Source organism: Brasilonema sennae CENA114, assembly GCF_006968745.1.
Lineage (GTDB): Bacteria > Cyanobacteriota > Cyanobacteriia > Cyanobacteriales > Nostocaceae > Brasilonema > Brasilonema sennae.
In genome coordinates this window covers 1,735,783-1,759,781 of the sequence record NZ_CP030118.1, presented here as the reverse complement: position 1 = coordinate 1,759,781, position 23,999 = coordinate 1,735,783, and the positions used below count along the sequence as shown (strand labels likewise).

The 23,999-nt window shown below is 40.2% G+C and carries 15 protein-coding genes; 10 read left to right on the top strand and 5 right to left on the bottom strand.

What is annotated here, in order from left to right:
- Positions 1–320: 320 nt before the first annotated feature.
- The 5 genes from DP114_RS07425 (at position 321) to DP114_RS07405 (ending at position 10,944) form a co-directional block, all read left to right on the top strand.
- The gene (locus tag DP114_RS07425) at positions 321–686 is read left to right on the top strand and encodes a response regulator transcription factor (protein WP_169265813.1); all 366 of its coding nucleotides are present in this window, start codon (positions 321–323) and stop codon (positions 684–686) included.
- Between the two features lie 13 nt (positions 687–699).
- Positions 700–1,257, top strand: a complete 558-nt coding sequence (locus DP114_RS07420) for a chemotaxis protein CheW (RefSeq protein ID WP_169265812.1) — start codon at positions 700–702, stop codon at positions 1,255–1,257.
- A 261-nt stretch (positions 1,258–1,518) separates the two neighbouring features.
- Complete coding sequence (locus DP114_RS07415) at positions 1,519–3,990, top strand: methyl-accepting chemotaxis protein (RefSeq protein WP_171975799.1); 2,472 nt, start codon at positions 1,519–1,521, stop codon at positions 3,988–3,990.
- Between the two features lie 103 nt (positions 3,991–4,093).
- Entirely contained in the window at positions 4,094–8,698 is a 4,605-nt protein-coding gene (locus tag DP114_RS07410; protein WP_171975798.1) for a response regulator, read from the top strand.
- A 179-nt stretch (positions 8,699–8,877) separates the two neighbouring features.
- A complete protein-coding gene (locus DP114_RS07405; protein ID WP_171978139.1) occupies positions 8,878–10,944 on the top strand; it encodes a prolyl oligopeptidase family serine peptidase in 2,067 nt (688 codons plus the stop codon).
- Positions 10,945–11,005: 61 nt separating this feature from the next.
- Here DP114_RS07405 and DP114_RS07400 read toward each other — a convergent pair whose 3' ends face one another.
- Positions 11,006–11,431: a type II toxin-antitoxin system VapC family toxin gene (locus DP114_RS07400; RefSeq protein WP_169265808.1), complete on the bottom strand. Its 426-nt coding sequence runs from the start codon at positions 11,429–11,431 to the stop codon at positions 11,006–11,008.
- Positions 11,424–11,678, bottom strand: a complete 255-nt coding sequence (locus tag DP114_RS07395) for a YlcI/YnfO family protein (RefSeq protein WP_169265807.1) — start codon at positions 11,676–11,678, stop codon at positions 11,424–11,426. The genes DP114_RS07400 and DP114_RS07395 overlap by 8 nt, the downstream gene beginning before the upstream one ends.
- A gap of 779 nt (positions 11,679–12,457) precedes the next feature.
- On the opposite strand from DP114_RS07395, the gene DP114_RS07390 reads away from it, so the two are divergent.
- Genes DP114_RS07390 through DP114_RS07375 form a run of 4 tightly spaced genes read left to right on the top strand, consistent with a single transcriptional unit; the run spans position 12,458 to position 17,149 of the window.
- A complete protein-coding gene (locus DP114_RS07390; protein ID WP_169265806.1) occupies positions 12,458–13,297 on the top strand; it encodes a hypothetical protein in 840 nt (279 codons plus the stop codon).
- Positions 13,298–13,340: 43 nt separating this feature from the next.
- Positions 13,341–14,798 (top strand): hypothetical protein, encoded by a 1,458-nt coding sequence (locus DP114_RS07385; protein ID WP_171975797.1) that lies wholly within the window; start codon positions 13,341–13,343, stop codon positions 14,796–14,798.
- A gap of 2 nt (positions 14,799–14,800) precedes the next feature.
- A complete protein-coding gene (locus DP114_RS07380) occupies positions 14,801–16,681 on the top strand; it encodes a pentapeptide repeat-containing protein (RefSeq protein WP_169265804.1) in 1,881 nt (626 codons plus the stop codon).
- A gap of 48 nt (positions 16,682–16,729) precedes the next feature.
- Positions 16,730–17,149 carry a hypothetical protein gene (locus tag DP114_RS07375; protein ID WP_169265803.1) on the top strand — a complete coding sequence of 140 codons (420 nt, stop codon included), beginning with the start codon at positions 16,730–16,732 and terminating at the stop codon, positions 17,147–17,149.
- Positions 17,150–17,390: 241 nt separating this feature from the next.
- Here the strand turns inward: DP114_RS07375 and ccsB are convergent, their stop codons facing one another.
- The 3 genes from ccsB to DP114_RS07360 form a co-directional block, all read right to left on the bottom strand.
- On the bottom strand, positions 17,391–18,434 hold the full coding sequence (gene ccsB, locus DP114_RS07370) for a c-type cytochrome biogenesis protein CcsB (protein WP_171975796.1): 1,044 nt from the start codon (positions 18,432–18,434) through the stop codon (positions 17,391–17,393).
- Positions 18,435–18,680: 246 nt separating this feature from the next.
- Positions 18,681–20,381, bottom strand: a complete 1,701-nt coding sequence (locus DP114_RS07365; RefSeq protein ID WP_169265801.1) for a DUF3352 domain-containing protein — start codon at positions 20,379–20,381, stop codon at positions 18,681–18,683.
- A gap of 20 nt (positions 20,382–20,401) precedes the next feature.
- Positions 20,402–20,674, bottom strand: coding sequence for a hypothetical protein (locus tag DP114_RS07360; protein ID WP_169265800.1), 273 nt, complete (start codon positions 20,672–20,674; stop codon positions 20,402–20,404).
- Positions 20,675–21,596: 922 nt separating this feature from the next.
- On the opposite strand from DP114_RS07360, the gene DP114_RS07355 reads away from it, so the two are divergent.
- Positions 21,597–23,954 carry a family 2 encapsulin nanocompartment cargo protein terpene cyclase gene (locus tag DP114_RS07355; protein ID WP_171975794.1) on the top strand — a complete coding sequence of 786 codons (2,358 nt, stop codon included), beginning with the start codon at positions 21,597–21,599 and terminating at the stop codon, positions 23,952–23,954.
- Positions 23,955–23,999 lie beyond the last annotated feature (45 nt).

The window sequence follows — 23,999 nt, the reverse complement described above, 5'->3', positions numbered from 1 at the left end:
ATTTTTGTATGATTAATCACTTGTATCCAAGATAGCGATTATCGTTTGAATCACATACACACATGTCATGTTACGTCTATACTGTATGAACACACAACAAATACCTGTTATAATTTGTCACCTATTTCTATTGTGTACTGAACTTTTGTGTTTTACAGCCGTATAATTGCTAACTTTTTTATAACTGAGATAGCATTTTGATTCGGATAGGGTACTCTTGACAGGTTGGGATAGAATTATTTTATACAGTAAAGACGGTTAGGGAAATCAGCAAGTGTTCTAAGCAGAAACGTCTACATCAGGAGGTATATGGGCGTCATATGAGTACAGTTCTGATAGTGGAAGACAGTGTTACACAGAGGGAGATGATTACAGACCTATTAAAAGCGAGTGGTTTAACAGTAACCCATGCGAGTGATGGAGTAGAAGCATTGGAGGCAATTCAAACTGCTTGTCCCGATTTAGTCGTTTTGGATATAGTCATGCCTCGGATGAATGGGTATGAAGTTTGTCGTCGCTTAAAGTCTAATCCTAAAACCCAAAATCTTCCGGTAGTGATATGTTCTTCCAAAGGTGAAGAAGTTGATCGCTACTGGGGTATCAAACAGGGAGCCGATGCCTATATAGCTAAACCCTTCCAACCAACTGAGTTGGTTGGAACAGTCAAACAGCTGTTGCGAGGATAAGGATGAACACAAAATGATCACTCAAGCGGACTTTTTAGGAGGAAGTGGACAAGAGCAGTCCCGTTCTGAATTAGAAGTAAAAAGTCCAGAAAAAGAGTTATGTCTAAGATTTTATATTCCCTTCGGCTCCGCTCAGGGTGAACCCTTGCGTCAGGAGTTTGCACTACTAGCCAGTGATATTCGGGAGGTAATTGAACTCAGTCCTGATAGAATTACCCCAATTCCTAATACTTCTTCCTTGGTTTTGGGTGCTCTAAATCTACGAGGTCGAGTGATTTGGGTGGCTGATTTGGGTCAATTTCTAGGACAAGGAACCACCTTAAATACCAATCGTTCTCAGATTCCTGTGATTGCTATAGAACAGCAAGATATAATAGTCGGTTTAGCGGTTGAAGAAATCGGCGGTATGGACTGGCTTGATAAAAAGCAGCTAAGGGTATCTATGAGGAGTGTACCAGATACAATGGCTCTGTTTTTACAAGGAGAATGGATATTAGGGGCTAAAAAAAATCAGTGTTTACGGCTGCTTGATCACAAAGCAATTTTACGAAGTGCGCTATGGGTTGGGTAAAAAATCAGTTAGCCCAACTCGCTTAGGTCCTATGTCCTATGCCTACGGCACTTGGCTTGGGCGGACAGACACGAAGAGCGCGTATGCCCAGAGAAAATGCTATGTGTAAGTCCCCTTGGGACACGCTCTTGCAATGCCTGATTCGTGCGTGCGCTTACAAAATAAAGAATCTTTTTTCAATGAGCGCCTGAGTGAATTTTCAATTTAAGTGCAGCGAGTTGGGGCACCGCAGATTTTTCAGTCGTTTAATGAAGCGACAGAATGAAATGGAGGCACAAAAGGGTAGTGAGTATAAAAGAGTATGAGCAGACCTATGTTCAGGCTTATAAAGCTTACGTGCAAGGAAACTACAAACAAGCAGCCACTCTGATCGATCAACTGGTGCAACATTTACCATATGACCCTAATATATCTTTGCTGCGGGGTCACATATACTATGTTTTGCAGCAGTGTGATGTGGCAAAAATAGAATACCAAAAAGTTTTAAAGTTTACAGATGACCAAGAAATTATTCGCCTTGCCCGCAATGGTCTTGACAATATAAAAGAATATCAACAAAAGCTAGATGCTCAAGATTTTGAGAAACACGATAAAAAAGACAATAATTTTCCTGATTCTTCTCAATCTCAAACAGTGAAGAAACAAGAATTAGAAAATTCGGCAGAGAATCAAAACTTTAAGACTAACAGTAGCAGCTTTCATTTAAATTCCTTAAATGAACTTCAAAAAGCTGTAGACGACATGGAAGAGCTACCTATTAGCAGTCCATTTGATATATCAACAGACGATAGTATCGTATCTGATACAACGTTCAATTCAAAAGAAAATTTTAGCGATAGCTTTTCTGATGTTATTCAACAAGAAGCACGGCAACTATCTAATGTGAATCATCAAGAAGCGAAAGCAGAGAATACAAATACTTTTAAGGCTGACAAAATAGAGTCTTTAGAGGACTTTGATCAATTTGACGATTCAGGGAATATTCCGGGATTCAACTTCAGACAAAATTCTCTCTTTGAGGAACCACAGATATCTTCAACATCTGTGGAAAAAAACACTTCACAACCCACTCAGGCAGAGACTACACTCACTCAGCAAAATTACGATTTGACTTGGGATAGCACCCTCAAAGGTGATGGAGCTTTTCTCCTGCCCGGAAGGGACGATTGGGCTTTGCGTAGTAGCCAAGATGCTCGTGATTCTGAGGTGTTTATGAGTACTGGTTCGCAACGAAAAGTCCCAGTCATTATCCGAGCTGATCTGTGGAACAGAAAACCTCAAGTCTCTGTCAAGCAAGGTTTTCTTGCTCCATTAGCAAATGCCCCTCTACAAACTAAACAATGGATTGTCGCTGGTACAGTGGGTGTTGTTTCTGCCCTGGTTGTTGCTGGAGTCAGCTTTGTTTATGCGAAGTTGTCGCCAGTTGAACAACGGGAGTTGGTACAAAACACAGGTAGGGTAATGACTTTGGCATCTGGAATTGCTGGGTTTGCTAGCGCAGGTATTATGGGGAGTCTCACCCAGAGGCAAATTTACCGCACAGCTAAAGATCTACAAGCCCAATTTGATGCTGTGCGCCAAGGAAACTTTAATGTCCAAGCCACCGTGTATTCAAAAGACGAACTTGGGCAACTGGCAGCTGGCTTTAACCAAATGACTCGTGTTATATTAACGACTACTAATGAAGCTACACGTAAAGCTCAAGAACAAGAGGAAGCTAGAGAAAACCTGCAACGCCAAGTGATTCACCTGTTAGACGATGTAGAAGGAGCTGCCAGAGGAGATTTGACAGTGCAAGCTGAGGTAACTGCCGACGTACTTGGAGCGATCGCTGATGCTTTTAACTTCACAATTCAAAACCTGCGGGATCTGGTACAACAGGTGAAAGTCGCTGCGCACGAAGTTACCAGAGGGGCAACCAATTCGGAAACCTTTGCTAGGGCCTTATCTGGGGATGCCCTACGACAAGCGCAAGAATTGGCGGTGACGCTGAATTCTGTACAAGTTATGACTGACTCAATCCAACGTGTCGCACAAGCAGCACAGCAAGCAGAAGCTGTTACCCGTGATGCTAGCGATATTGCTCTTCAAGGTGGACAAGCAGTAGAGAATACTTTGGCAGGGATTTTAGAAATTCGGGAAACCGTGGCGCAAACAACCCGAAAAGTGAAGCGACTGGCAGAGTCTTGCCAAGAAATTTCCAAGATTGTGGCGTTGATTTCGCAAATTGCTTCTCGGACGAATCTGTTAGCACTCAATGCTAGCATTGAAGCGGCACGCGCTGGAACTGCCGGACGAGGTTTTGCAATTGTGGCGGATGAAGTACGCCAGTTAGCAGATAAATCAGCTAAGTCGTTGAAAGAAATAGAACAAATAGTCATGCAAATTCAGAGCGAAACAGGCTCTGTGATGATTGCGATGGAGGAAGGTATACAACAGGTCATTAAAGGTACGAACTTGGCAGAAGAAGCCAAGCGATCGCTAGAAAAAATTATTCAAGTCGCCAAGTGCATCGATGCTTTAGTGCGTGGGATTACCTTGGACACTGTTGAACAGACCGAAACCTTCAGTACTGTGGCTGAAGTTATGCAATCTGTAGAATTAACAGCGCAAGACACTTCACGAGAAGCACAACGAGTATCTGGTGCTTTACATAGTTTGGTGAGTGTATCTGGTGAGCTGATCACCTCCGTTGAACGTTTCCAAGTCGAAATCTCTGAAAATACAAGATAACTAGTTAATAGTCTATAGTTCAATGTATAAGTCTTGACTTTTGAATATAGACTATTAACTATTGATTTTTGACTGTTGACCAATGACTTAATGATTAAAAACTATGCTGCCAGAACAACAACAGCGCATTTTGGGTTACTTCATTGAGGAAGCAAAAGACCACCTAGATACGATAGAAAAGGGCTTGCTGAATCTCCAGAGTACCCTTGATAACCCGGAAATGATTAACGAAGTTTTTCGGGCGGCTCACTCCATTAAAGGAGGAGCAGCAATGCTTGGTATGAGTAGCATTCAACACACGGCTCACCGTTTGGAAGACTATTTTAAGGTTCTCAAACAGCATCCAATTCAAGTTGACCAAAAATTAGAATCTTTGTTTCTTGGTGTATCTGATACCTTAAAAGCGCTGTTAGAAAGTTGCACCGAACCTTCTGGTCTTACTGATGAAATGGCACAGACCCTAATGTCAGAAACTGAACCGGTCTTCAAATGGCTGCAAGAACATTTGGACTTACTAGTAGAAGAAAGTCGCAAGAAACTTACAGAAAATATAAGTATCTTAGCAAAAGTTTCTCCTGCAACTTTGCCACAGACTCTACCACAAAGAAGTGAAAGTTTGCAAAACCTACAAACTGTGCAAAGTCAAGTTATCCGGATATTACGGGAAATGTTGCAACTGTTTAAACAAACTGCAACACCGCAAACACGGCAAAGCCTTTATAAGTGTTGTGACGAGTTAGCTGAACTTGGTGAAGAATTCAATTGGTCTAACTGGTGTAGTTTGTGTCGAACAGCAGGAAGTGCGATCGCATTTCCACAAAATACCTATCTCACTCTCGCTAAAACCGTTATTACAGATCTTAAACAAGCTTTAGAATTAGTTATTGCAGGTAAAGAAACTGAAATAACAATTAGTCAGCAATTGCAGGCACTCATCAGGGTAGAACAGACAACTGAATTGTTAGAAAAACCCCTGATTTTGGCAGGTGAGTCAGATAGCCCAACAGAACTATTAGAATTACCACCAGTTATATCTTCTAGCACTTTATACTTGGAATATAGTAAAGAAATAGCACAAACAACAAGTAATGCCACTTATACAAGCTTTTTGGACATTGCTGAACATGACAGAATTACTAGTTTATCTGAACTGTCTGAGCAATTCAATAGCAATGATAACCCTCCTTTAACTCATACAACAGATACGAAGAACCAAGAACAAGAAGTCAGAAGATCTAACTTAAATCTCCTGGCTGATTTTTTTGAAGGTGACAGTTTAGAAGACCAAATGTGGGACAAAGAAGAAATTTTAGAGATTAACGCTGAGGATAAATTAAAAAGAGATGTTAGCAATGGCAACACCGAAGAAACTAATGACGTCCTTGAAAAATTAATTGATAAAAGCACAATTAGTACTCAGCAGCAAGCAATAGAAACAGAAGAAGATACTCTTTTGTTTTATGATGATTTATTAGAAGACAATTTAGAATCCGATCATCAGACAACGAGTCACTTAACTGAAGAGTTAACTTTTGAGAAAAAACTTGCACCACAAGATATAGCAGAAATTGTAAAAACTCCATTAGAACAGTTTGTTGGTACTGGGGAAAAAATACAAGATAAAGTGACTAGTCTCTTAGAACTCTTACTAGATGAAAATCAACAATTATACACAGGAAAAATTAATCAAAGACAAACAGAGACTATTGCCAATATCGATCTTTCCAAAAAACAAGAAAGTAGCTCTCATGATTTATCATTACAATCGATAAAAGCAAAACTAATAGAGGCAAGAGATTATCCTCTGTTCACTAATGTAAAAACAATATCAGATCAAGACGAAATCTTAACTTTAGAAGATCTATTTATTAAGACAGCAGAAGATAATATAATAGGCTTGCCTGGGGAAAAATCAACTTCTTATGAACTCAAGAGTTCGCAGATTGAAATAGAAAATATTAATAAGTTTTGGGAACTGGAATTAAAGGGAAAAAATGACGATTTTTCTCCTCCCGATCAACAGCATGTAGCAAGTGAGTTAGAAGAAATTTTGTTGGCTACCGCTGCTGAAGACTTTTTTTATGATGTAGTAAATCAGTCCAAAACTTCTACCTTAGATAGTTTGATGTTTGAAGATTCGGAACTTAATTTGAACATGGAAGAACAACAACTAGATTTGTTGTTTTTATCAGAAAGCGACGATGATTGGTTTCAAAAGTTAACATTAAATATCAAAGAATCATCTTCTATTGACACGACTATAGGTACCCAAAGTACATCTATAGTATCTCAGATAGATTTGAGTTTGTTTTCCCAACAACCAGAAGCTGTAGAATTAGCTCCAGAATTTACGATATTGTCTTTAGAAGCTGAAAATAAGCAAGAGTTAGTTAACAATGGTTTTTTGACACAAGAACTTCAAGATATTAATTTGAGGGTGAACTCTGAGTGCTCACACCAACAGCCAGAGATTATAAACACAGAAGCAGATTTGGATGGCGATAATTTTTTACAGCTAGATTCAGCACTTGATGTCAAGGAAAATTTGTTCAGAATAGAAGCAGTTGATTCAGAAGATGAATTAACTCAAGAAATTGATATCTTCTTGAATGGCAACTTGACTGAGTTAGATGAGTTACTAAGCGAGGAAGTAGTATCAGAGGTCAATGCAGAACTCAGATCAGAAGAAAGAACCGCTCAAGGAAAATTATTGGGTGTAGCAGCAAACCAGGTAACATCAGATAGAGGCAAGAAAGATTTGTCTCCTCGTCCCTTTGTCTATCGCACGACAAAATTTGAACAACTAATAAAAGTTCCAGTTAAGCATCTGGATGATCTGAGTAATTTAGTAGGAGAATTAGTCGTTAATCGCAACACGTTGGAACAAGACCAACAACGTCTGCGACAGTTTTTAGATAACTTGCTGCTTCAAATGCAGCAGTTGAGTAATGTCGGGGCGAGAATGCAGGAATTGTACGAACGATCGCTATTAGATGCATCTGTTAACCCGAACCGCAGTCATCACAGCGATGATTACAATAAAGATATAGACAGAGGTTTGACTAAATTGGAAATGGATCAGTTTAGTCCTTTTCATACCCTGTCGCAAGAAATGATTGAACTGATTGTGCGGGTACGTGAGGCAGCCAGTGATATTGATTTTGTAACAGAAGATACCGAAGGAGTCGCGCGACAGTTCCGACAGGTGACTAACCAGCTTCAAGAAGGGATAATGCGATCGCGAATGGAACCATTTGCGGAAGTCACCACTCCTTTAGAACGAGGAGTGCGCGAAAGCGCTATCAAGTGTGGTAAACAAGCGCAACTCGTTATCGAAGGTCGAGAAACCTTGATAGACAAAGTGATTCTGGAACATCTTAAAACCCCACTGACTCATTTACTGAACAATGCGATCGCCCACGGTATCGAAACACCAGACATACGACAAGCGATTGGTAAGCCACCTGTGGGAGTTATAACTGTCCGCGCATTCCATCAAGGTAATCAAACTGTCATTTCGATCAGTGATGATGGCGCAGGTATTGACATAGAAGCGGTGAAGGCAAAAGCCATTAAGATTGGCATAATAACGCCAGAACAAGCTAAAAGCTTATCTCGACATCATGTTTACGATTTACTGTTCCAACCAGGTTTTAGTACCAAAGAAAAAGAAGATGAATTAGCAGGTCGTGGTATCGGTTTGGATGTTGTTCTCGCTAGAATGAGCGAAATGCGAGGGAAAATTAATATTCATTCCACTCTCGGCGGGGGAACAACTTTCACTATTTGTCTACCCCTGACTCTGAGTATTTGCAAAGCCCTTTGCTGTATATCTGATAAAGCGCGCATTGCTTTCCCAATGGATGGTGTGGAAGATACCTTAGATGTTCCTGTAAAAAATATCCAACAAAATTCTGATGGGCAGAAATACATTCCTTGGCGTAACACACTCCTGCCATTGCAACAACTCAAAGAAATTTTAACTGTTCATCGTCAACTGAGTCGAGGTAGTATTTATGGTGGTCATCGGGACGACGATATGATTTGTGTTGTTGTCGTGCGATCGGCAAATGTCCTTCTTGCCCTACAGGTAGATCAAGTGCTTAACGAGCAAGAAATCGTGATTAAGCAATTTGAAGGACCGTTGCCCAAACCTATTGGTGTTGCTGGTGCGACGATCCTGGGTGATGGTCGTATTATGCCTATTGCGGATGTTATGGAAATTATTGACATCTTCCAAGGACGAACCTCCAAACAGCGTAGTGCCAGTCTTTGCCAACAGCAGCAGACTCCTACTATACAAGAAACGGCTGCTGTGGAAATGAACCCCACAGTGCTGATTGTGGATGACTCAATTACAGTACGGGAATTGTTATCACTGACATTTAGTAAAGCAGGTTATCGTGTAGAACAGGCGCGTGATGGTCAAGAAGCCTGGGATAAACTGCGTTGTGATCTACCTTGTGATATTGTATTTTGTGACATTGAAATGCCTCGCTGCGACGGCTTAGAGTTGCTATCTCGCATCCAGAAAAACCCTAACCTCAAGCATTTGCCGATTGCTATGCTTACCTCACGGGGTGCACAAAAGCACAGACAAATGGCAATTCAAATGGGTGCAAGCGGTTATTTCACCAAACCATATCTTGAAGAAGTCTTACTAGAAGCCGCATCCCGGATGCTCAAAGGCGAAAAACTTGTTGACTGATGAAAACTCTACAGCGATTTTTGTTCATCTTACTCACAACTATCATTATATGTAGGTGGTTGTTAGCTCCTGATATTGCAATTGCCAAAACTTATACTGACTGGCATTCATCAATACAAAATGGCATAACTAAGAACCAACCCCTACACTATGTAAAACTACCCTCTTCACACCGAAATATGTCTGAAAAAAAACACTTGAGCTATCCAGTTAGCCCCAAAAACAATCAAGTTGATGATTACCACGGTACTTCAGTAGCAGACCCTTATCGTCCCTTAGAAAATCCTGACTCAGTAGAAACAAAGGCTTGGGTAGAAGCACAAAATAAAGTGACTTTTGGCTATCTTCAGGAAATTCCTGCAAGAGAAAAAATTAAGCAGCGTCTCACCAAATTATGGGATTACGAAAAATATAGTCTTCCTTTCAAAGAGGGTAAGCGTTACTTTTACTTTAAAAATAACGGACTGCAAAACCAGTCTGTTTTATACACCTTAACTTCTCTCGACGCTGAACCAAAAGTTTTACTTGACCCAAATACACTTTCAGAAGATGGTACTGTTGCTCTTTCAGGAACAACTATTAGTGAAGATGGTAATTTTTTAGCATACGGTCTATCCACTGCTGGTTCTGACTGGCAAGAATGGAAAGTGAGGGATATTGAAACAGGTATTGACCTCAAAGACCACTTGAAGTGGATTAAATTCTCTGGTGCATCCTGGACAAATGATAGTAAAGGGTTTTTCTACAGTCGCTATGATGAGCCAAAGGAAAAAACAAAATTAGAAGATGTTAATTATTACCAAAAGCTTTACTACCATAAACTGGGAACACCTCAATCAGAAGACTTACTGATTTACAATCGTCTAGACCAGAAAGAATGGGGATTTAACGGTGATGTCACAGAAGATGGACGTTACCTTATTATTTCTGTATGGCAAGGATGTGACCCTAGAAATTTAGTTTTCTACAAAGATTTGACGAACCCAAAAGCGAAAGTTGTAGAACTGATTCAGGAGTTTGAGTCTAGTTTCAGTGTGATCGATAATGACGATTCTATCTTCTATTTCCGCACTGATTTCAACGCACCAAGAGGACGAGTCATTGCTATTGATACTAAAAATCCGGCACGAGAAAACTGGAAAGAAATCATCCCTCAAGCGACAGAAACTTTAGAAGGCGTTAGTATACTTAATAACCAGTTTGTTGCTGATTATCTTCAAGATGCTCATAGCCAAATTAAGATTTTTGACCTAAAAGGCAAATTGATACGTGAGGTTAAATTACCAGGACTCGGTTCAGCCGGTGGCTTTCATGGCAAGCGACATGATACCGAAACTTTCTATAGTTTCACCAGCTTTACCACACCAGGAACCGTCTATCGCTACGACATGGTAAGCGGAAAGAGCACACTTTTCCGTCAGCCAAAGGTAGCTTTTAACCCCGAAGATTACGAGACAAAACAAGTTTTTTATAAAAGCAATGATGGTACAAAAGTGCCAATGTTTCTTACTTATAAAAAGGGGATTAAATTAGATGGTAATAATCCTATATATCTCTATGGTTATGGTGGTTTCAATGTCTCTCTAAGCCCCAACTTTTCTGTCAGTAATTTAGTATGGATGGAAATGGGTGGTGTGTATGCTTTGGCTAACTTACGCGGTGGCGGTGAGTATGGGGAAGAATGGCATCAGGCGGGTATGAAGTCGAAAAAGCAAAATGTGTTTGATGACTTTATTGCTGCTGCTGAGTGGCTGATTGCCAACAGTTATACAAAGCCTGCTAAGTTAGCAATTGGCGGTGGAAGTAACGGCGGATTACTTGTTGGTGCTTGCATAACTCAACGTCCCGATTTATTCGGTGCTGCTTTACCTGCTGTGGGTGTTATGGATATGTTGCGCTTCCATAAATTTACTATTGGTTGGGCATGGACTTCTGAATATGGCTCGCCAGACAATCAAGAAGATTTCAAAACACTTTATGCTTATTCGCCACTGCACAAGCTTAAATCAGGTACAGCATACCCAGCAACAATGATTACCACAGCCGATCATGACGATCGCGTTGTTCCTGCCCATAGTTTCAAATTTGCTGCTGCTTTGCAAGCTGCTCACAATGGTGATGCGCCAGCACTGATTAGAATTGAGACAAAAGCGGGACATGGTGCTGGTAAGCCTACAGCAAAGATCATTGAGGAAATTGCAGATAAGTGGGCATTTTTGGTGCGTACATTGGATGTGAAAGTTTAGTCTCTACAAAAACGCAAAAACGCAAAAACGCAAAGAATTCTTTGCGTTTTTGCACTAAATTTCAAGAAAGTTCTCTTAGGTAAATCGGTCGAGGCGTGAGTTGTCTGACAAGTGTTACATCCGCCGTCCAAAACTCGGCAGAAACACTTTCAGCGCAAGCTATAAATGCTGCATCATATAACGTAGGTAGTACATATCGCTCTGCAATTTCCCAAGCTTTCACCCGAATGACTTCCTCTTCTATGTAATCAATGGGAAGTTCGCAGAAGTCTTGAAAAAAACCCTGTGCTTCCTCTGTTGTGATCACTTTCATTCGAGTTTTCTTTCGCAGCACAGATCCTACCTCTGCCCAAGTAAATGCTGGAGCCACTAAGCGCAAGTTAAGACTTAATGCCTCTGTGACTAAGGTTCTAGCTTGAAGCTGATAAGTCTCTGGTACAAGGTAAGGTATCCAAACGCTGGTATCAAGGCACAGGACTCTAGTCATATCGATCCTCGCTCTCTCTGAGGCTACGGATCAACTCTGTAGAGGCTGATTGTATACCAGTTTTCACTTTAACTGCCTCGCTGCGAGCAATAATCCGTTGATGGGCTGCCCAACCCCTCCGACGTCGCACCTCCTGCTCTACAGCTTCAATGACTAAATCGTTCAAAGATTCATTGCCTTCCTTGAGACTTCTGGCTTTAGCAAGTAGATCAGATGGAAAACGGATTGTTACAGCTTCGCGTTCCATAGCAGCTTTTGCAACCAAATTATGATACCACTTATTGTAACCGCAATCTCAGTGACTTTATAAGAAAAATGCTGAAAACCCCGTACCTTCTGGTCGGCGATCAAAGCTAAAAGCAGGATTTATCCTACTGAACAGTATTGAGCGATCGCTACCCTTTAATCTAAACACGAGTTAGCGCCATTCGGGCACTTACTCGTGTTTTTATAGTTTAGTGTGATTTCTATCACATCTTTTTGTTATTCTTAGCTTTTTTATTGAAAAAACAAAAACAGTTAGAGAACTCATAATCTTGTACCGCCGCCTCCTAAGCGAAAATCGCAGGCGAAAAAGGCTTATTATTTCGTAGGGCTGACAGTACTCACCCTACCCTTATTGAAAGGTGCAAGATGTCAGAGAAGGTAAAGATTGAGTAAAATGTGGTTTCAATAGATACTCATAGTACTTAAGTAGCTGTTATTGTGAGAGTAATTTAGAACAAAGTTTGGTAAATATCTGGAATACAGCGAAGAGAATTGGTAGTTAAGTTAGTAAATTCCGCATAAGTATACGCATTTAGTATGAGTGGACACTGTAACCATCTACAAAATCAGCAATGGTGAACTCACGCTACAGACTATTTACAGCCAAAATAGTAAACAAATAGCACTTCTTTTGCAAATTACAGCAGTTTTCACCTAAATGAACCACACCGCTTGTAAGGACGCAAGATATTGCGCCTCTACGACTGTAGTCTATTTACCTGAAAATGGCTGTAAATATGTTGAATCATACAGGTGTAAATGAAAAGTTTCTACCAATTATTAGGAATTAGTGCAACTATTATCCTGGCTAGTTTAGCACTGACATCCTGTAAGCATCAATGTGAATTTACAACTCAAGACGCTCAGAAGGAAAGTGTGCAACTGAATGATTCTATCTACAGTCGCATATTTGGAAGTCAAAGCTGCTCTCCTCATAAATTAGTGTTGAGATTACCCGTCAATGTCAATATAAAAACAGAAAAACAAGACAAAGTATTAACCAGCATAAACTATACACCAAAAATTACGACTTTGGTTACATTTTCTAGTAACTATAAAATTTTTGATATTAGTCGTATAGATGAATATGCTAATGGTTTTATTTATACAAATAAAGATACTTGTCTTGCCTGGAAACCGTCTAATGATAATAAGCAACAAGAACAAGTTCTGTATTTGAGCATGGAGAGAAACCTTCAAATTCGTAATCCCAATATTAAAAGTGTTATTTTCTTGGTTTCTCTACCACTTGAAATGAAAGAAGCTGGAGTGAATATAACTCTTGAACGTTACGTACGGGATAAAGATACATCAAAAGTCGGAGCCATTAATTATTTCAATTTTTCCAGACAATATCCAATTTTAAAATTTTTGTTAAGACAAAAAGAAAAAGGAAGGATAAATGCAAGTGAGGCTTTTCATGAAGGTAAACAAGTTAGTAATGAAGTAGCAAGAGAATTTTTAGAGATAAGTGATATGGGCGGAGTTCTTCTTGAGCATGATTTGGAATCAATGATAGAAGCAAAATACAAAAAAACTTATTTGGATAGTCCTGAATCTCCTGCTTGCGAAATTCCCAAAGATTTAAAACAGTTATAGCTTATTGAAGAACAAAAATTATCAATCTCATTAAGGAGTAAACATGACTGTAAATGAGCCAGACAGACAAGAGATTGAAGAACAGTACCAAAATTACATTGAAAGTCCAAAATCCCGTAAACAACTTGAAACATGGTATAAACAAGAACAAATTCGCCACAGAATTCTATTTTTGATGTTATTCATTGTTTTATGCTGTCTGGGTTTTGGGCAGTTTGCAATATTGGACTACTCCTTTGGACAAAGGCTTGCTCTGTCGGATAGCGACAAGATACTTATATTTCCAATTAAAGGTGTACTCAGTTTACTTGTAACGGCTGCTTTACCTATAACTACTCTAGTAGATGAATCAGAGATTCTTGGGCAAAGAATAAAAATGTCTTTATTTGGTAGGAAAGTTTCACCAATATTTTTTATTTTATTAGGAGATGTATTTATAACATTCCAAGCAGTATTAGTAGGAAATCAAAATGCCAAGTATGCAGACCCGTATCTTCCTGCTATAGCTTTTGTTTTAGCAGCTATTTCTTCAACATTTGCTTTTTATCTAAGTAAAGGTATAGTTGCTGCTTATAGAAGATATATGTCCGCTCGTGAGGAATTACAAATAATAATTATATATGGTATTAACCCTAGACCTTTCTACAAAAATGCGGAACAAATTAGATTAAGTGAAGAGTATGAAGGAGCCGTTAAAGAAGCTGAACAGAAAAATAAAGAGCTAGAAGAGATAAAAGTAGAAAAACAAAATTTAGAAGAGCAACAAACACAAGACCAAGAGCAATTAAAGCAACTTCAGTTCCTAGAAGCAGAACAGGTTCAAAAAATACAACAACTAGAACAAAAAAGGCAAGAACTAGAACGACAAATCAGCGCCTATAAAAGTCATGCAGATTCAGTCAGTCAACTAAAAACTAACTTTAATAAAGTCAGTAAACTCATTAGAGAATTTATTTATCCGGGGAAAAAGATGTTTGAAGATTTCGCTAGTCTTGACGAATCTATCAAAGATTTAAAGTTCCCTTCACTTGAAGTCATTTCAAGCGTAAATGGTAATGGCAAAGTTGTAGAAAGACCGACATATTACTTGAGATGGCCAAAATCTAATTCATCGTGGCAAGACTTACAACTACAGTCTGAGTTATCTCCTGTTGGTGTTAACTTTTTAAGCTCATTGAGCACAATGGTACAACAACAGGAGTTACCTGTACCTAATAATATAAGAAATTATGCACCAAGACAGGAATTAGCACAGTGTTTAGTCATAGATTTTGAAAACTATGGTGTTATTGTCTATTGCCGAGATGAAGAATACAGAAAAATTGGTGGAAAATGGGACGAACAAGCTGAGAGTGACTTTGAGAATAAATTAGTTAATGACCAAATTAGGGGATATTGTACTTTAAAAGTTACTGCTCAGGAAGTTATGAGAAATCAGTCAAGAGTATTAGAGCGAATCAAAGATACAATCAACAGCAAAACGGGTGAGGAGGCTAATTAATTATGATAATAAGTTTTGCTATTGGACCCAGAGAGAGAAATATTTCCTTGCCTGAAGCATTCGATATAAGCTATGAGCATAAAGGTTGCATTTGTACTGTCATGGTTTATGGAGATATCAATAACCCTCAGGTGTTGGTAGTCCCTCCTACGCCATTACCAGCAATACCGATTTCGAGATACTGGTTTTTCATGAATATCTCTTGGTCAAAACTAGATGGTTTTGAGTTTAATCATTACAGCGATCCGGAAATTAGCGTTTCTCTCAATTCTACTGTAGACACATTGCCAACTATAGGCACATTAAGAGGTACTGATAAAATACAAATCAATAAAGGTTTTCTTACCCTAACCTTTAAGGCTGAGGTTAATCAAACAGACTTAGGCGATAATGACCCAAGAATATTTCTGGAAAAATGTAGCGAATCTGGTATAAAAGTAGCGTATATTGAATTTGATGGAGTTAGTAATCTCTATAAACTGAATTGCCAAAACTGCCAGCTTTATAATGTAAAGTTTATCAACTCGGAGCTAAGTCTTGCTAGTTTTAATGGCTCGAAATTTACTCATGTGCAATTCATAAACTCTACAATGGAGTTTGCAAATTTTACTAATTGTCAATTATCTAAAGTAGAGTTTATGCAAGCACGGTTAAGAGAATCAGTTTTTGACAATAGCCGAACCTTAAATTACAATAAATCAAGACTAGAGAATAACGAATATCTTAGTTTTTTAAATTGCGATTTAAGTTATTGTAGTTTTTTGAAAACTAGGATATATAGCAAATTTGAAGACTCTAATTTAGAAAATACAAACTTCTCTGAATCGCACTTAATAGATTGTATATTCTATGATTGTGCCTTTGATAAAACGATATTTACGAAATCTCGGTTTACTACTTTAGGAGTACAAATTGATAAGTCTCAGAAGCAAAATACAAGCGTAACTGAATCAATTACTTGTCGTATTGGCTCAAAACCAGTATTGCCCACACAAGGGAAAGTCGAGAAAAAGGGAACTATTAGTAATTGTAAGTTTGATAACGCATTAATGAATTATGTAGATCTCAGTAATAACGTAATTATAGATACAGATTTTGAAGCTACTTACTTATTAAAAGCAAAACTTTATAATTGTGAATTTATTAGAACAACATTCAATGGCAAAACACTAAAATCAGCAGATATTTCTGATACAAATCTTTGTTTTAGTATTTTCAATCAATGTAACCTTAACGAAGTCAGGCTCCATCGTGCCAGAATGATAGAGACTAGAATAGAAAAATCTGATTTAGTTAAAGCTAATTTTTCTAATGCAACTTTAAGAAATAGTAGCTTGATTGAAAGTAATTTAACCGGAGTAGATTTTAGATATGCAGATTTAACACTACTCACTTTAGATAAATGTCATCTCAACTGTGCTAAATTCTTTCAAACTCAAAGGGGTGGTCTAAATTTAAATATAGTTATCAATGAAGTTCAACATCAAAATAAAAGTGATAAACAAGCTCAGAATAATAGAGTTTATCAAACAAGTTGCTTTATTGACTGTATTGACTGGAGTCCCAAAGGAGATGGTGAAATTCAAATTGATAAAAATTCTTTTTTAAGTATAGTAAATGGTGATAAATCCGCTGTTGCTGTTATATCTAATCTTTCCAAGGAAGGCGCACAATTCATATTAAACACCTATGCTACAGCTAATTCCCAAAGTGCTGGGAACGATTTAATTGATGGTTCAGTTAATATTGGTAGAGATGTGAATAACAGTGAAATTTTGGGAGCCAGTATTGAAACTGAACAAGTTCCTGAACCTGGTGATGACAAAAGTTCAGAAAGTCAGGATTCTTCCTCTGATCAATCTTCTAACCAAGAGGATGAATAAAGATAGTGTTTTCTTAGTTTAAATACAGTCTGCAAGTGAGGCAAAAACATGACTAATACAAATAGAGCATCTATTAAGATTGGCGGCGGTGTAAATGGTTCTAAAGTTGAAGGTGGAAAAATCCGTACTGAAAAAAGTACAAGTTCTACAGAAAATAATGTAGATATTATCATTGATAAGGATGTAACTAATTCTGCTGAAATAATAGGTGGCGAAATTCATGTATCGTCAGATTTAAAGGCAGAGATTCAGGAATTGCTAAATGAACTGGCTAAGAATCCTATAACTAGAAAAGAAGCTGTTGCAATTGAGGTAATCAAAGAGCACATCAATGATAACCCGAGCCTCAAACAGCGGCTCCTTAGTGCCCTAAAAGCAGGTGGCACAGAGGCATTAAAAGCAATATTCAATCACCCTGTTGTTAGCGTTTCTGTTGAGACAGTAAAGGGATTTCTGGAAGCAAGTTAGGTGATTGAAGCGCTTCCCCAAATCAGAGATTTAGGGCAACCAAGCCAAGTTTTGTTGGGCAGTAGGAGGCACTACGCGATCGCCCTTTGGGTGGCTCCCTTCAGGAGGATAGCGCCATCAGCTTGTAGGACTTTTGCCCAATCAAGCTATAAAGTGACTCATTTTGAAATTTGATGTTCCCTCTCAACAGTGGTTTAACTACCCCCTCTTCGCAAGTGAAGAGGGGGAGGAGGTTAGGTAATTACAAAAACCAACCGTATGAGTGCAAACCCTTACCCAACAAATTAACCCCTAGGTAGCAAATCCAAACAACAACAAAGCCACCCGCAGCTAAAAGTGCAGGACGACGCCCTTGCCAACCGCGAGTGATGCGAGCGTGAAGATAAGCAGCAAAAACTAACCAGGTAATCAGTGCCCAAGTTTCCTTCGGATCCCAACTCCAGTAAGACCCCCAAGCTTCGTTAGCCCAAACAGCACCAGCAATGATGCCAATAGTCAACAGGGGAAATCCCAATCCAATAATACGATAGCTGATGTTGTCTAGAGTTTCGGCAAGGCTCAGACGCTGGGGTGAAAGGGGTTCTGTTGCGACAGCTTGAGACTGAGTGACGGTGACTAAATCTAAAACAGCAGTTTTGCCGTTGTTGTTGCTTTCTATACGAGCGACTCCGTTATTCTCAGCAGCAACTGTCGATGGTTGAGCATTTAGATCAGTTACTTTATGCAAGCGATAGCCGTTGCTACGATATCCACCAGTACCGACAGAACTGCCTTGTAATTGGATTTCTTTACCGCTGGTGACAATCAAGAAGGCGATCGCCACTAACGAACCCACCATCAAAGCTGAGTAACTCAACATCATCACGCTGACATGCATCATCAGCCAATTAGATTTCAGCGCAGGTACTAAAGGTTCTGCGACTTGCATTTGCGATGGTAGGGTGAGGGTAGCGAAAGCGGTGATACACATAGCGACAGGTGCAGTCACAACTCCTACTAAGCGGCTGCGACTTGTATTTTCGGCAATCAGATGGACAGTGGTTATTCCCCAAGTTAAGAAGAATAAAGATTCATACAAATTACTCAGAGGAAAATACCCAGCTTCTAGCCATCTTGCACCTAGTAAGGTTGCTATGCACAAATTAGCGATCGCCATTCCAGCCGTACCTACAACAGTTGTAGGCAAGTTTGGAAAAGCCGCCCCGCCCCAATAAACTAGCATTGTCACAAATAGAACTGCAAATGAGGCATTGTCTAGCCAATTCTGGAGTCCAACCAAATTCATAATTAACTTTATCCCCAGTCAATATGCTATAGATTTCGATTGTTACGATCCTATCTGTTTTAACGCAGGTAGGAATTATAAATGATGAATGATGAATGGCGGGATGGGGATCCAAGTAGAGCACAAGCGCGTTGTCTACAATCGGTTGGGGTTGATTCCCCAACAGAAGTGATGCTGAATTCTACTACTACTACTTCTTCATCTTGATTCTGAGTTCTGAGTTCTGACTACTTCTTCAATGATTCATCATTTATTTGCCGGACTTGGTAAAGGATCTGGTTTTCCAGCTTTTTTAAGTGATACAAAAATGTCGTAGCGAGTACTGCGGCTATCACTCACAGCACTTGTCACTCCTATTGAGCGTGTTGCTTGTAACAAAGTTTGTTGTTCAGGCAAGAAAACCGGTAGAGGAAAATTTTTCGCCGTATGTTCTACATCCAAGAAAAACTGACCATTTGTAGGATTGGGTTGTCGTGGAACTGTGTCCTGGAATGAGCCACTACTGCCTAGGGTGTTATTTGGTCTAGGAACTATTTTATCAGTGACAGATCCACCAACCGCCAAGAAAGCGACATCATCATTTAACCAACCATGACTGGCTGTCAAAGTTCCAAAAGGTCCGAGCCAGTTGACAACAGGTTTACCATCAACTGTTGTGTATTTTATCTGGAACTGGTATTGATTTTTCATAACTTCATCAAGCTGCTTGAGGGCGGTTTCACCACGGCTGCGATCACTTGCCTGTACCATGAAAACCAAAGCAGCACGAAAATCGTCTGCTATACCTTGTTTGGGAGTATTTGGAATCACTGAGACAGAAAACTCTCCTCTCATCCACGAGAGCAAATCTCGCTCTAAATCAAGATTTGTGAGGGATTTGACACCATTTCGCAGTTGTTCTGGCATAACTGGTGCAGAGGGATTTGCTTGGGAAGTTGAGGCATAATCAGTCCAAAACTGCTGTAAGTTTCCGCCAGACAGCATCATTAAGGTTTCTGTGGGCAAGCGGTTTTGCATGTTTCCTGCTTTATTTTCCACCGTTAGCACGCGCGGGCTGGTCGGATTTAGCCAAGAAACACTCTTTAAGCGAATTCCTTGTGACTCCAAAGTCATCGTCCCTGCTATACCTTGATTATTTTGAAGTTGACTCAAAACTTCAGCAGGCAAAGGGCGGTTTGGAGATTTAGCGGCTATTCTAGCAGAGTAAGGCACATTCACATAGAATTGACCAAAGGGTTGGTAATTATAAATTTTTGGCACATTGTCTGCAAAACCCGGACTTGTCGCTAGGGATTGTTGACGTTTATATGCGTCAATTGCCCGTTCTGTGGTTTTGGAATTACCAGTGATGACGAGAAAACGTTTGTCCAATAGGGCTGTTGAAAATTTTTCTCCTACTTGCCCTTCAGTTTCTTTAATAACAATATTCTCGTAAGTGCGGTCAATCCACTTACCGCCTTTAGCGGCTTTGGGTTGTGCTAGAATGCTGCTTGCTTTTTCGGGATTTTTGACTGGCAGAATCATAACCATCGACTGCTCATTAGTCGTTGCTTCTCCATCAGTCGCAATCGGCTTTGACACTGGTTTACTGGCGTTTGGGGCGAGAACTGCGATTGTGACTTGATCGCCAACCCAAGGACTGATATCTTTTTGGAAGTCGTAACCATTACTAGTTAAGAAGCGATCGCGCAACTGCACTAAATTTTTATCCAGTAAGCTTTGAGTTTCTTTTGTGCCAAACTCTCGTAATTTGTCCCATTGTCCTGGATCTGTGCTCACAGATACTGCAAATAGGGCATCTTGGGGAATGATATTCGCACCTGGTAGTAAATCTTTAGATGATGAGTTTCCCTGAGTTAACAGCCAGTACCCTCCACTCCCTGCACAAATTAAGAATCCTGCAAACGAGAGCGTTAGTACCAGAGACGGTTTCTTTTTTTTCTTCATTGATATGCAGTTTGATTTTATCAAATAAATCCTTGGGTTCGGTAGCAAAAATCTATTGACACCATCATGCGACAAACCCCTGGCATAATCTCCGGCAAAAGTACACATCCAGCATCCGCATGATTCTGCCAGTAAGAATAGAGGTAAGTGTTCAAGTCACACGAATCAGTTAATGGTTTGGTACAGGACTTACGCAACAATAACGTAGTTGCACCCGTTGCGACGTAAGGAAGCAATCTCACAGTCAAGTTCATTAGTAACTCATGCGTAAGTCCTATGGTAGTAGTTCTCATAGTGTTCCTACCCCAGATAACAATTCAAAATTCAAAATTCAAAGTTCAAAATTAAAGACACAGGACTTACGCAACTGGGACATTTTTCTTAAAATTGTCACACGGAGATATTTTAGCTATAACGTTTATAAATCAATGTTTACGAGCATTTACCTCAATTTGAAATATATGTGCCAGTTGACCTTATATTGTGACGCTTGCGTAAGTCCTACTGTCTTCCAAGGCTTTTAGTGATTAGCGATACGCCCTTGACCTCTGTGCTCCGTGCAATCGCCTACCACTTTCATTTTTTCAAAAATGCATTTTTTGTCTACTTTGTCAATGCTTAAGTTCTAAGTCTAACCAATTATGTAAAGTTTTATAACTATCTTAACTATCTTAACTATCTTAACTGTCTTAACTGTCTTAACTGTCTGCTTAACTCACATCTCGCACCCGGAAAAAATTGATATATTTTAGTCACTCAGTATTAAAATCAGTATGTCTGATTTTAAAAGAATTAGTCAGAAAAAGAAGGTATTTTTATAGTCAATTCTTTACAAATTTATGTGTTTTTACGTAATAAAGAAGAGATTTAGTTAACTGTCTTAATGTCTTCAATTTTGATTTAACTATCTGCTTAACTGCTTTACTCTACCTATTGCTTTTTTTGTTTCACTATGAGATTGTTTTACTCGAATGCATCTTACCTTAGAGATAAACTCTGGTGAATTTAGAGGCAAACCCTAGTAAGCACTGATTTGCAAGGGTCGAAGATCAAAAATAAGGTGACTCAAAAGTCCAATAGGACAATGATCGTAGCGATGCTTTAGCAGGCAGACGCCGAAAGTGTGGTGTTCTTAAAATAACTTGTCTAAAAGCGAATCGCACTGAAATTTATTCGTCCAATTTGTCATTTTTCACTGATAGGTTTAAATGGACAATGACTTCAAGCAAGCAACCTTTTGAGTTGCCGAGTTTTTATGTGCCTTGGCCGGCACGACTGAACCCAAACCTGCAAGCGGCACGGGTACATTCTAAAGCCTGGGCTTATGAAATGGGGATTTTGGGTGGGGCAGAGGGATCAGAAGATTATGGAATTTGGGATGAGCGCAAGTTTGATGCCCATGACTATGCCTTGCTGTGTTCCTATACCCATCCAGATGCCGATGAACCCATGCTCAATCTGGTAACTGACTGGTATGTTTGGGTATTTTTCTTTGATGATCACTTCCTTGAGCTTTACAAGCGTAGCCAAGATATGGCTGGGGCTAAGAAGTACCTTAATGGACTGCCAGCATTTATGCCTGTGCAGCCCCAAGAAACGCAGCCAGAACCCACCAATGCCGTAGAACGCGGTTTAGTAGATCTCTGGGACCGCACCATCCCTAATGCCTCCCAAGACTGGGTAATCCGGTTTTCTGAGAGTACCATCAATCTTCTCAAAGAATCTCAGTGGGAACTCGCCAACATCAGTCAAAATCGAGTCGCTAACCCCATTGAGTACATTGAGATGCGCCGTAAGGTGGGGGGAGCGCCTTGGTCAGCTAACCTAGTGGAACACGCGGTTGGGGCAGAAATTCCGGCTGCGATCGCGCCCACTCGACCAATGCGTGTTCTCAAAGATACCTTTTCTGACGGGGTACATCTGCGAAATGACATCTTCTCTTACCAAAGAGAAGTGGAAGAAGAAGGGGAAAATGCTAACTGTATCCTGGTTTTAGAACGATTCCTCGATGTGAGTACCCAAGAGGCGGCGAATCAAACTAACGACTTACTCACATCAAGGGTGCAACAGTTCGAGAACACCTTTGTTACTGAGCTTCCTTGGTTGTTCGAGGAATATAGTCTGACTCCTGATGAGCGTCTAAAAGTAGTCCTATATGCCAAAGGACTTCAAGACTGGCAATCGGGAGGTCATGAGTGGCACATGAGATCGAGCCGCTACATGAACCAAACATCAGACAAATCTTCGACCCTCAGCTGGCTTTTAGGTGGCCCCACTGGACTAGGCACATCGGCGGCTCGTCTGGGAGCTTTATACGATAGTTTGGGACTAAAACGGTTCAAAAGCTTTACCCATATCCCCTATCAGCCTGTAGGACCAGTAAAACTGCCGCAGTTTTATATGCCCTTCTCCACCAGCTTGAATCCTCATCTAGAAGAGGCTCGGCGGCATTCTAAGGAATGGGCGCGTCAAATGGGGATGCTGGACGTATTGCCAGGGATGCCAGGTATTTACATCTGGGATGATCATAAATTCGATGTGGCAGACGTAGCGTTATGCGGTGCGTATATTCATCCCAATGGATCTAGTCCTGAGTTGAATATCACAGCTTGTTGGCTCGTTTGGGGAACCTATGCTGATGACTACTTCCCTGCACTGTATGGCTATAGCCGCAACATGGCAGGAGCGAAAATTTTCAACGCTCGGCTATCAGCGTTTATGCCCCTTGATGGAGATTCCATTCCCGAAGCAACCAATCCAGTCGAACGGGGTTTAGCTGATATTTGGGCGCGGACGGCTGGGCCGATGACAGCTAATGCTCGTCGTCTGTTTCGTCAGGCGATCGAAAGTATGACAGAAAGTTGGCTATGGGAACTAGCGAACCAGATTCAAAATCGCATTCCAGACCCCATAGACTATGTGGAGATGCGTCGTAAGACCTTTGGCTCCGATCTAACCATGAGCCTGTCTCGACTTTCCCAAGGGGACGAGATTCCATCAGAGATCTTCGCCACCCGAACCATGCAGGGAATTGATAATTCAGCCGCCGACTTCGCCTGTTTGACGAACGATGTTTTTTCTTACCAGAAAGAAATCGAATTTGAGGGCGAGATTAATAACGGTGTGCTGGCGGTTCAGAATTTCCTTAACTGCGATATCCCCGAGGCTGTCGCAATTGTTAACGACCTGATGACCTCTCGTGCTTGTCAGTTTGAACATATCGTTGCGACTGAACTCCCTATCTTGTGTGATGATTTCGACCTGGATACCAGTGCCCGTGAGAAACTGTACGGTTACGTCAAGAAACTCGAACAGTGGATGTGCGGCGTACTTAAGTGGCATAGGGCAGTAGACCGCTATAAGGAATTTGAATTGCGGAATAACTCGACACAAAAGCGGTTACTCAATGGTCCAACAGGATTAGGCACTGGGGCGACCCAAATTAGACCAAGTGTTGGTCAGCAAACAACTCAAACCAATATTCAGCCAGCGGTGCAGAACTTACTGAGTGGTCCGACAGGGTTAGGGACTTCAGCTACCAAAATTGGATCGCTCTTAGGAAGGAAAGGTTAACTCAACTCAATCTGAGTCCCTATTGCGATCAAATAACTTGTCAAC

Coding starts and splice junctions, on each gene's coding strand:
- DP114_RS07425 (WP_169265813.1), top strand. CDS start 321: ATGAGTACAGTTCTGATAGTGGAAGACAGTGTTACACAGAGGGAGATG.
- DP114_RS07420 (WP_169265812.1), top strand. CDS start 700: ATGATCACTCAAGCGGACTTTTTAGGAGGAAGTGGACAAGAGCAGTCC.
- DP114_RS07415 (WP_171975799.1), top strand. CDS start 1,519: ATGAAATGGAGGCACAAAAGGGTAGTGAGTATAAAAGAGTATGAGCAG.
- DP114_RS07410 (WP_171975798.1), top strand. CDS start 4,094: ATGCTGCCAGAACAACAACAGCGCATTTTGGGTTACTTCATTGAGGAA.
- DP114_RS07405 (WP_171978139.1), top strand. CDS start 8,878: ATGTCTGAAAAAAAACACTTGAGCTATCCAGTTAGCCCCAAAAACAAT.
- DP114_RS07400 (WP_169265808.1), bottom strand. CDS start 11,431: ATGACTAGAGTCCTGTGCCTTGATACCAGCGTTTGGATACCTTACCTT.
- DP114_RS07395 (WP_169265807.1), bottom strand. CDS start 11,678: ATGGAACGCGAAGCTGTAACAATCCGTTTTCCATCTGATCTACTTGCT.
- DP114_RS07390 (WP_169265806.1), top strand. CDS start 12,458: ATGAAAAGTTTCTACCAATTATTAGGAATTAGTGCAACTATTATCCTG.
- DP114_RS07385 (WP_171975797.1), top strand. CDS start 13,341: ATGACTGTAAATGAGCCAGACAGACAAGAGATTGAAGAACAGTACCAA.
- DP114_RS07380 (WP_169265804.1), top strand. CDS start 14,801: ATGATAATAAGTTTTGCTATTGGACCCAGAGAGAGAAATATTTCCTTG.
- DP114_RS07375 (WP_169265803.1), top strand. CDS start 16,730: ATGACTAATACAAATAGAGCATCTATTAAGATTGGCGGCGGTGTAAAT.
- ccsB (WP_171975796.1), bottom strand. CDS start 18,434: ATGAATTTGGTTGGACTCCAGAATTGGCTAGACAATGCCTCATTTGCA.
- DP114_RS07365 (WP_169265801.1), bottom strand. CDS start 20,381: ATGAAGAAAAAAAAGAAACCGTCTCTGGTACTAACGCTCTCGTTTGCA.
- DP114_RS07360 (WP_169265800.1), bottom strand. CDS start 20,674: ATGAGAACTACTACCATAGGACTTACGCATGAGTTACTAATGAACTTG.
- DP114_RS07355 (WP_171975794.1), top strand. CDS start 21,597: ATGACTTCAAGCAAGCAACCTTTTGAGTTGCCGAGTTTTTATGTGCCT.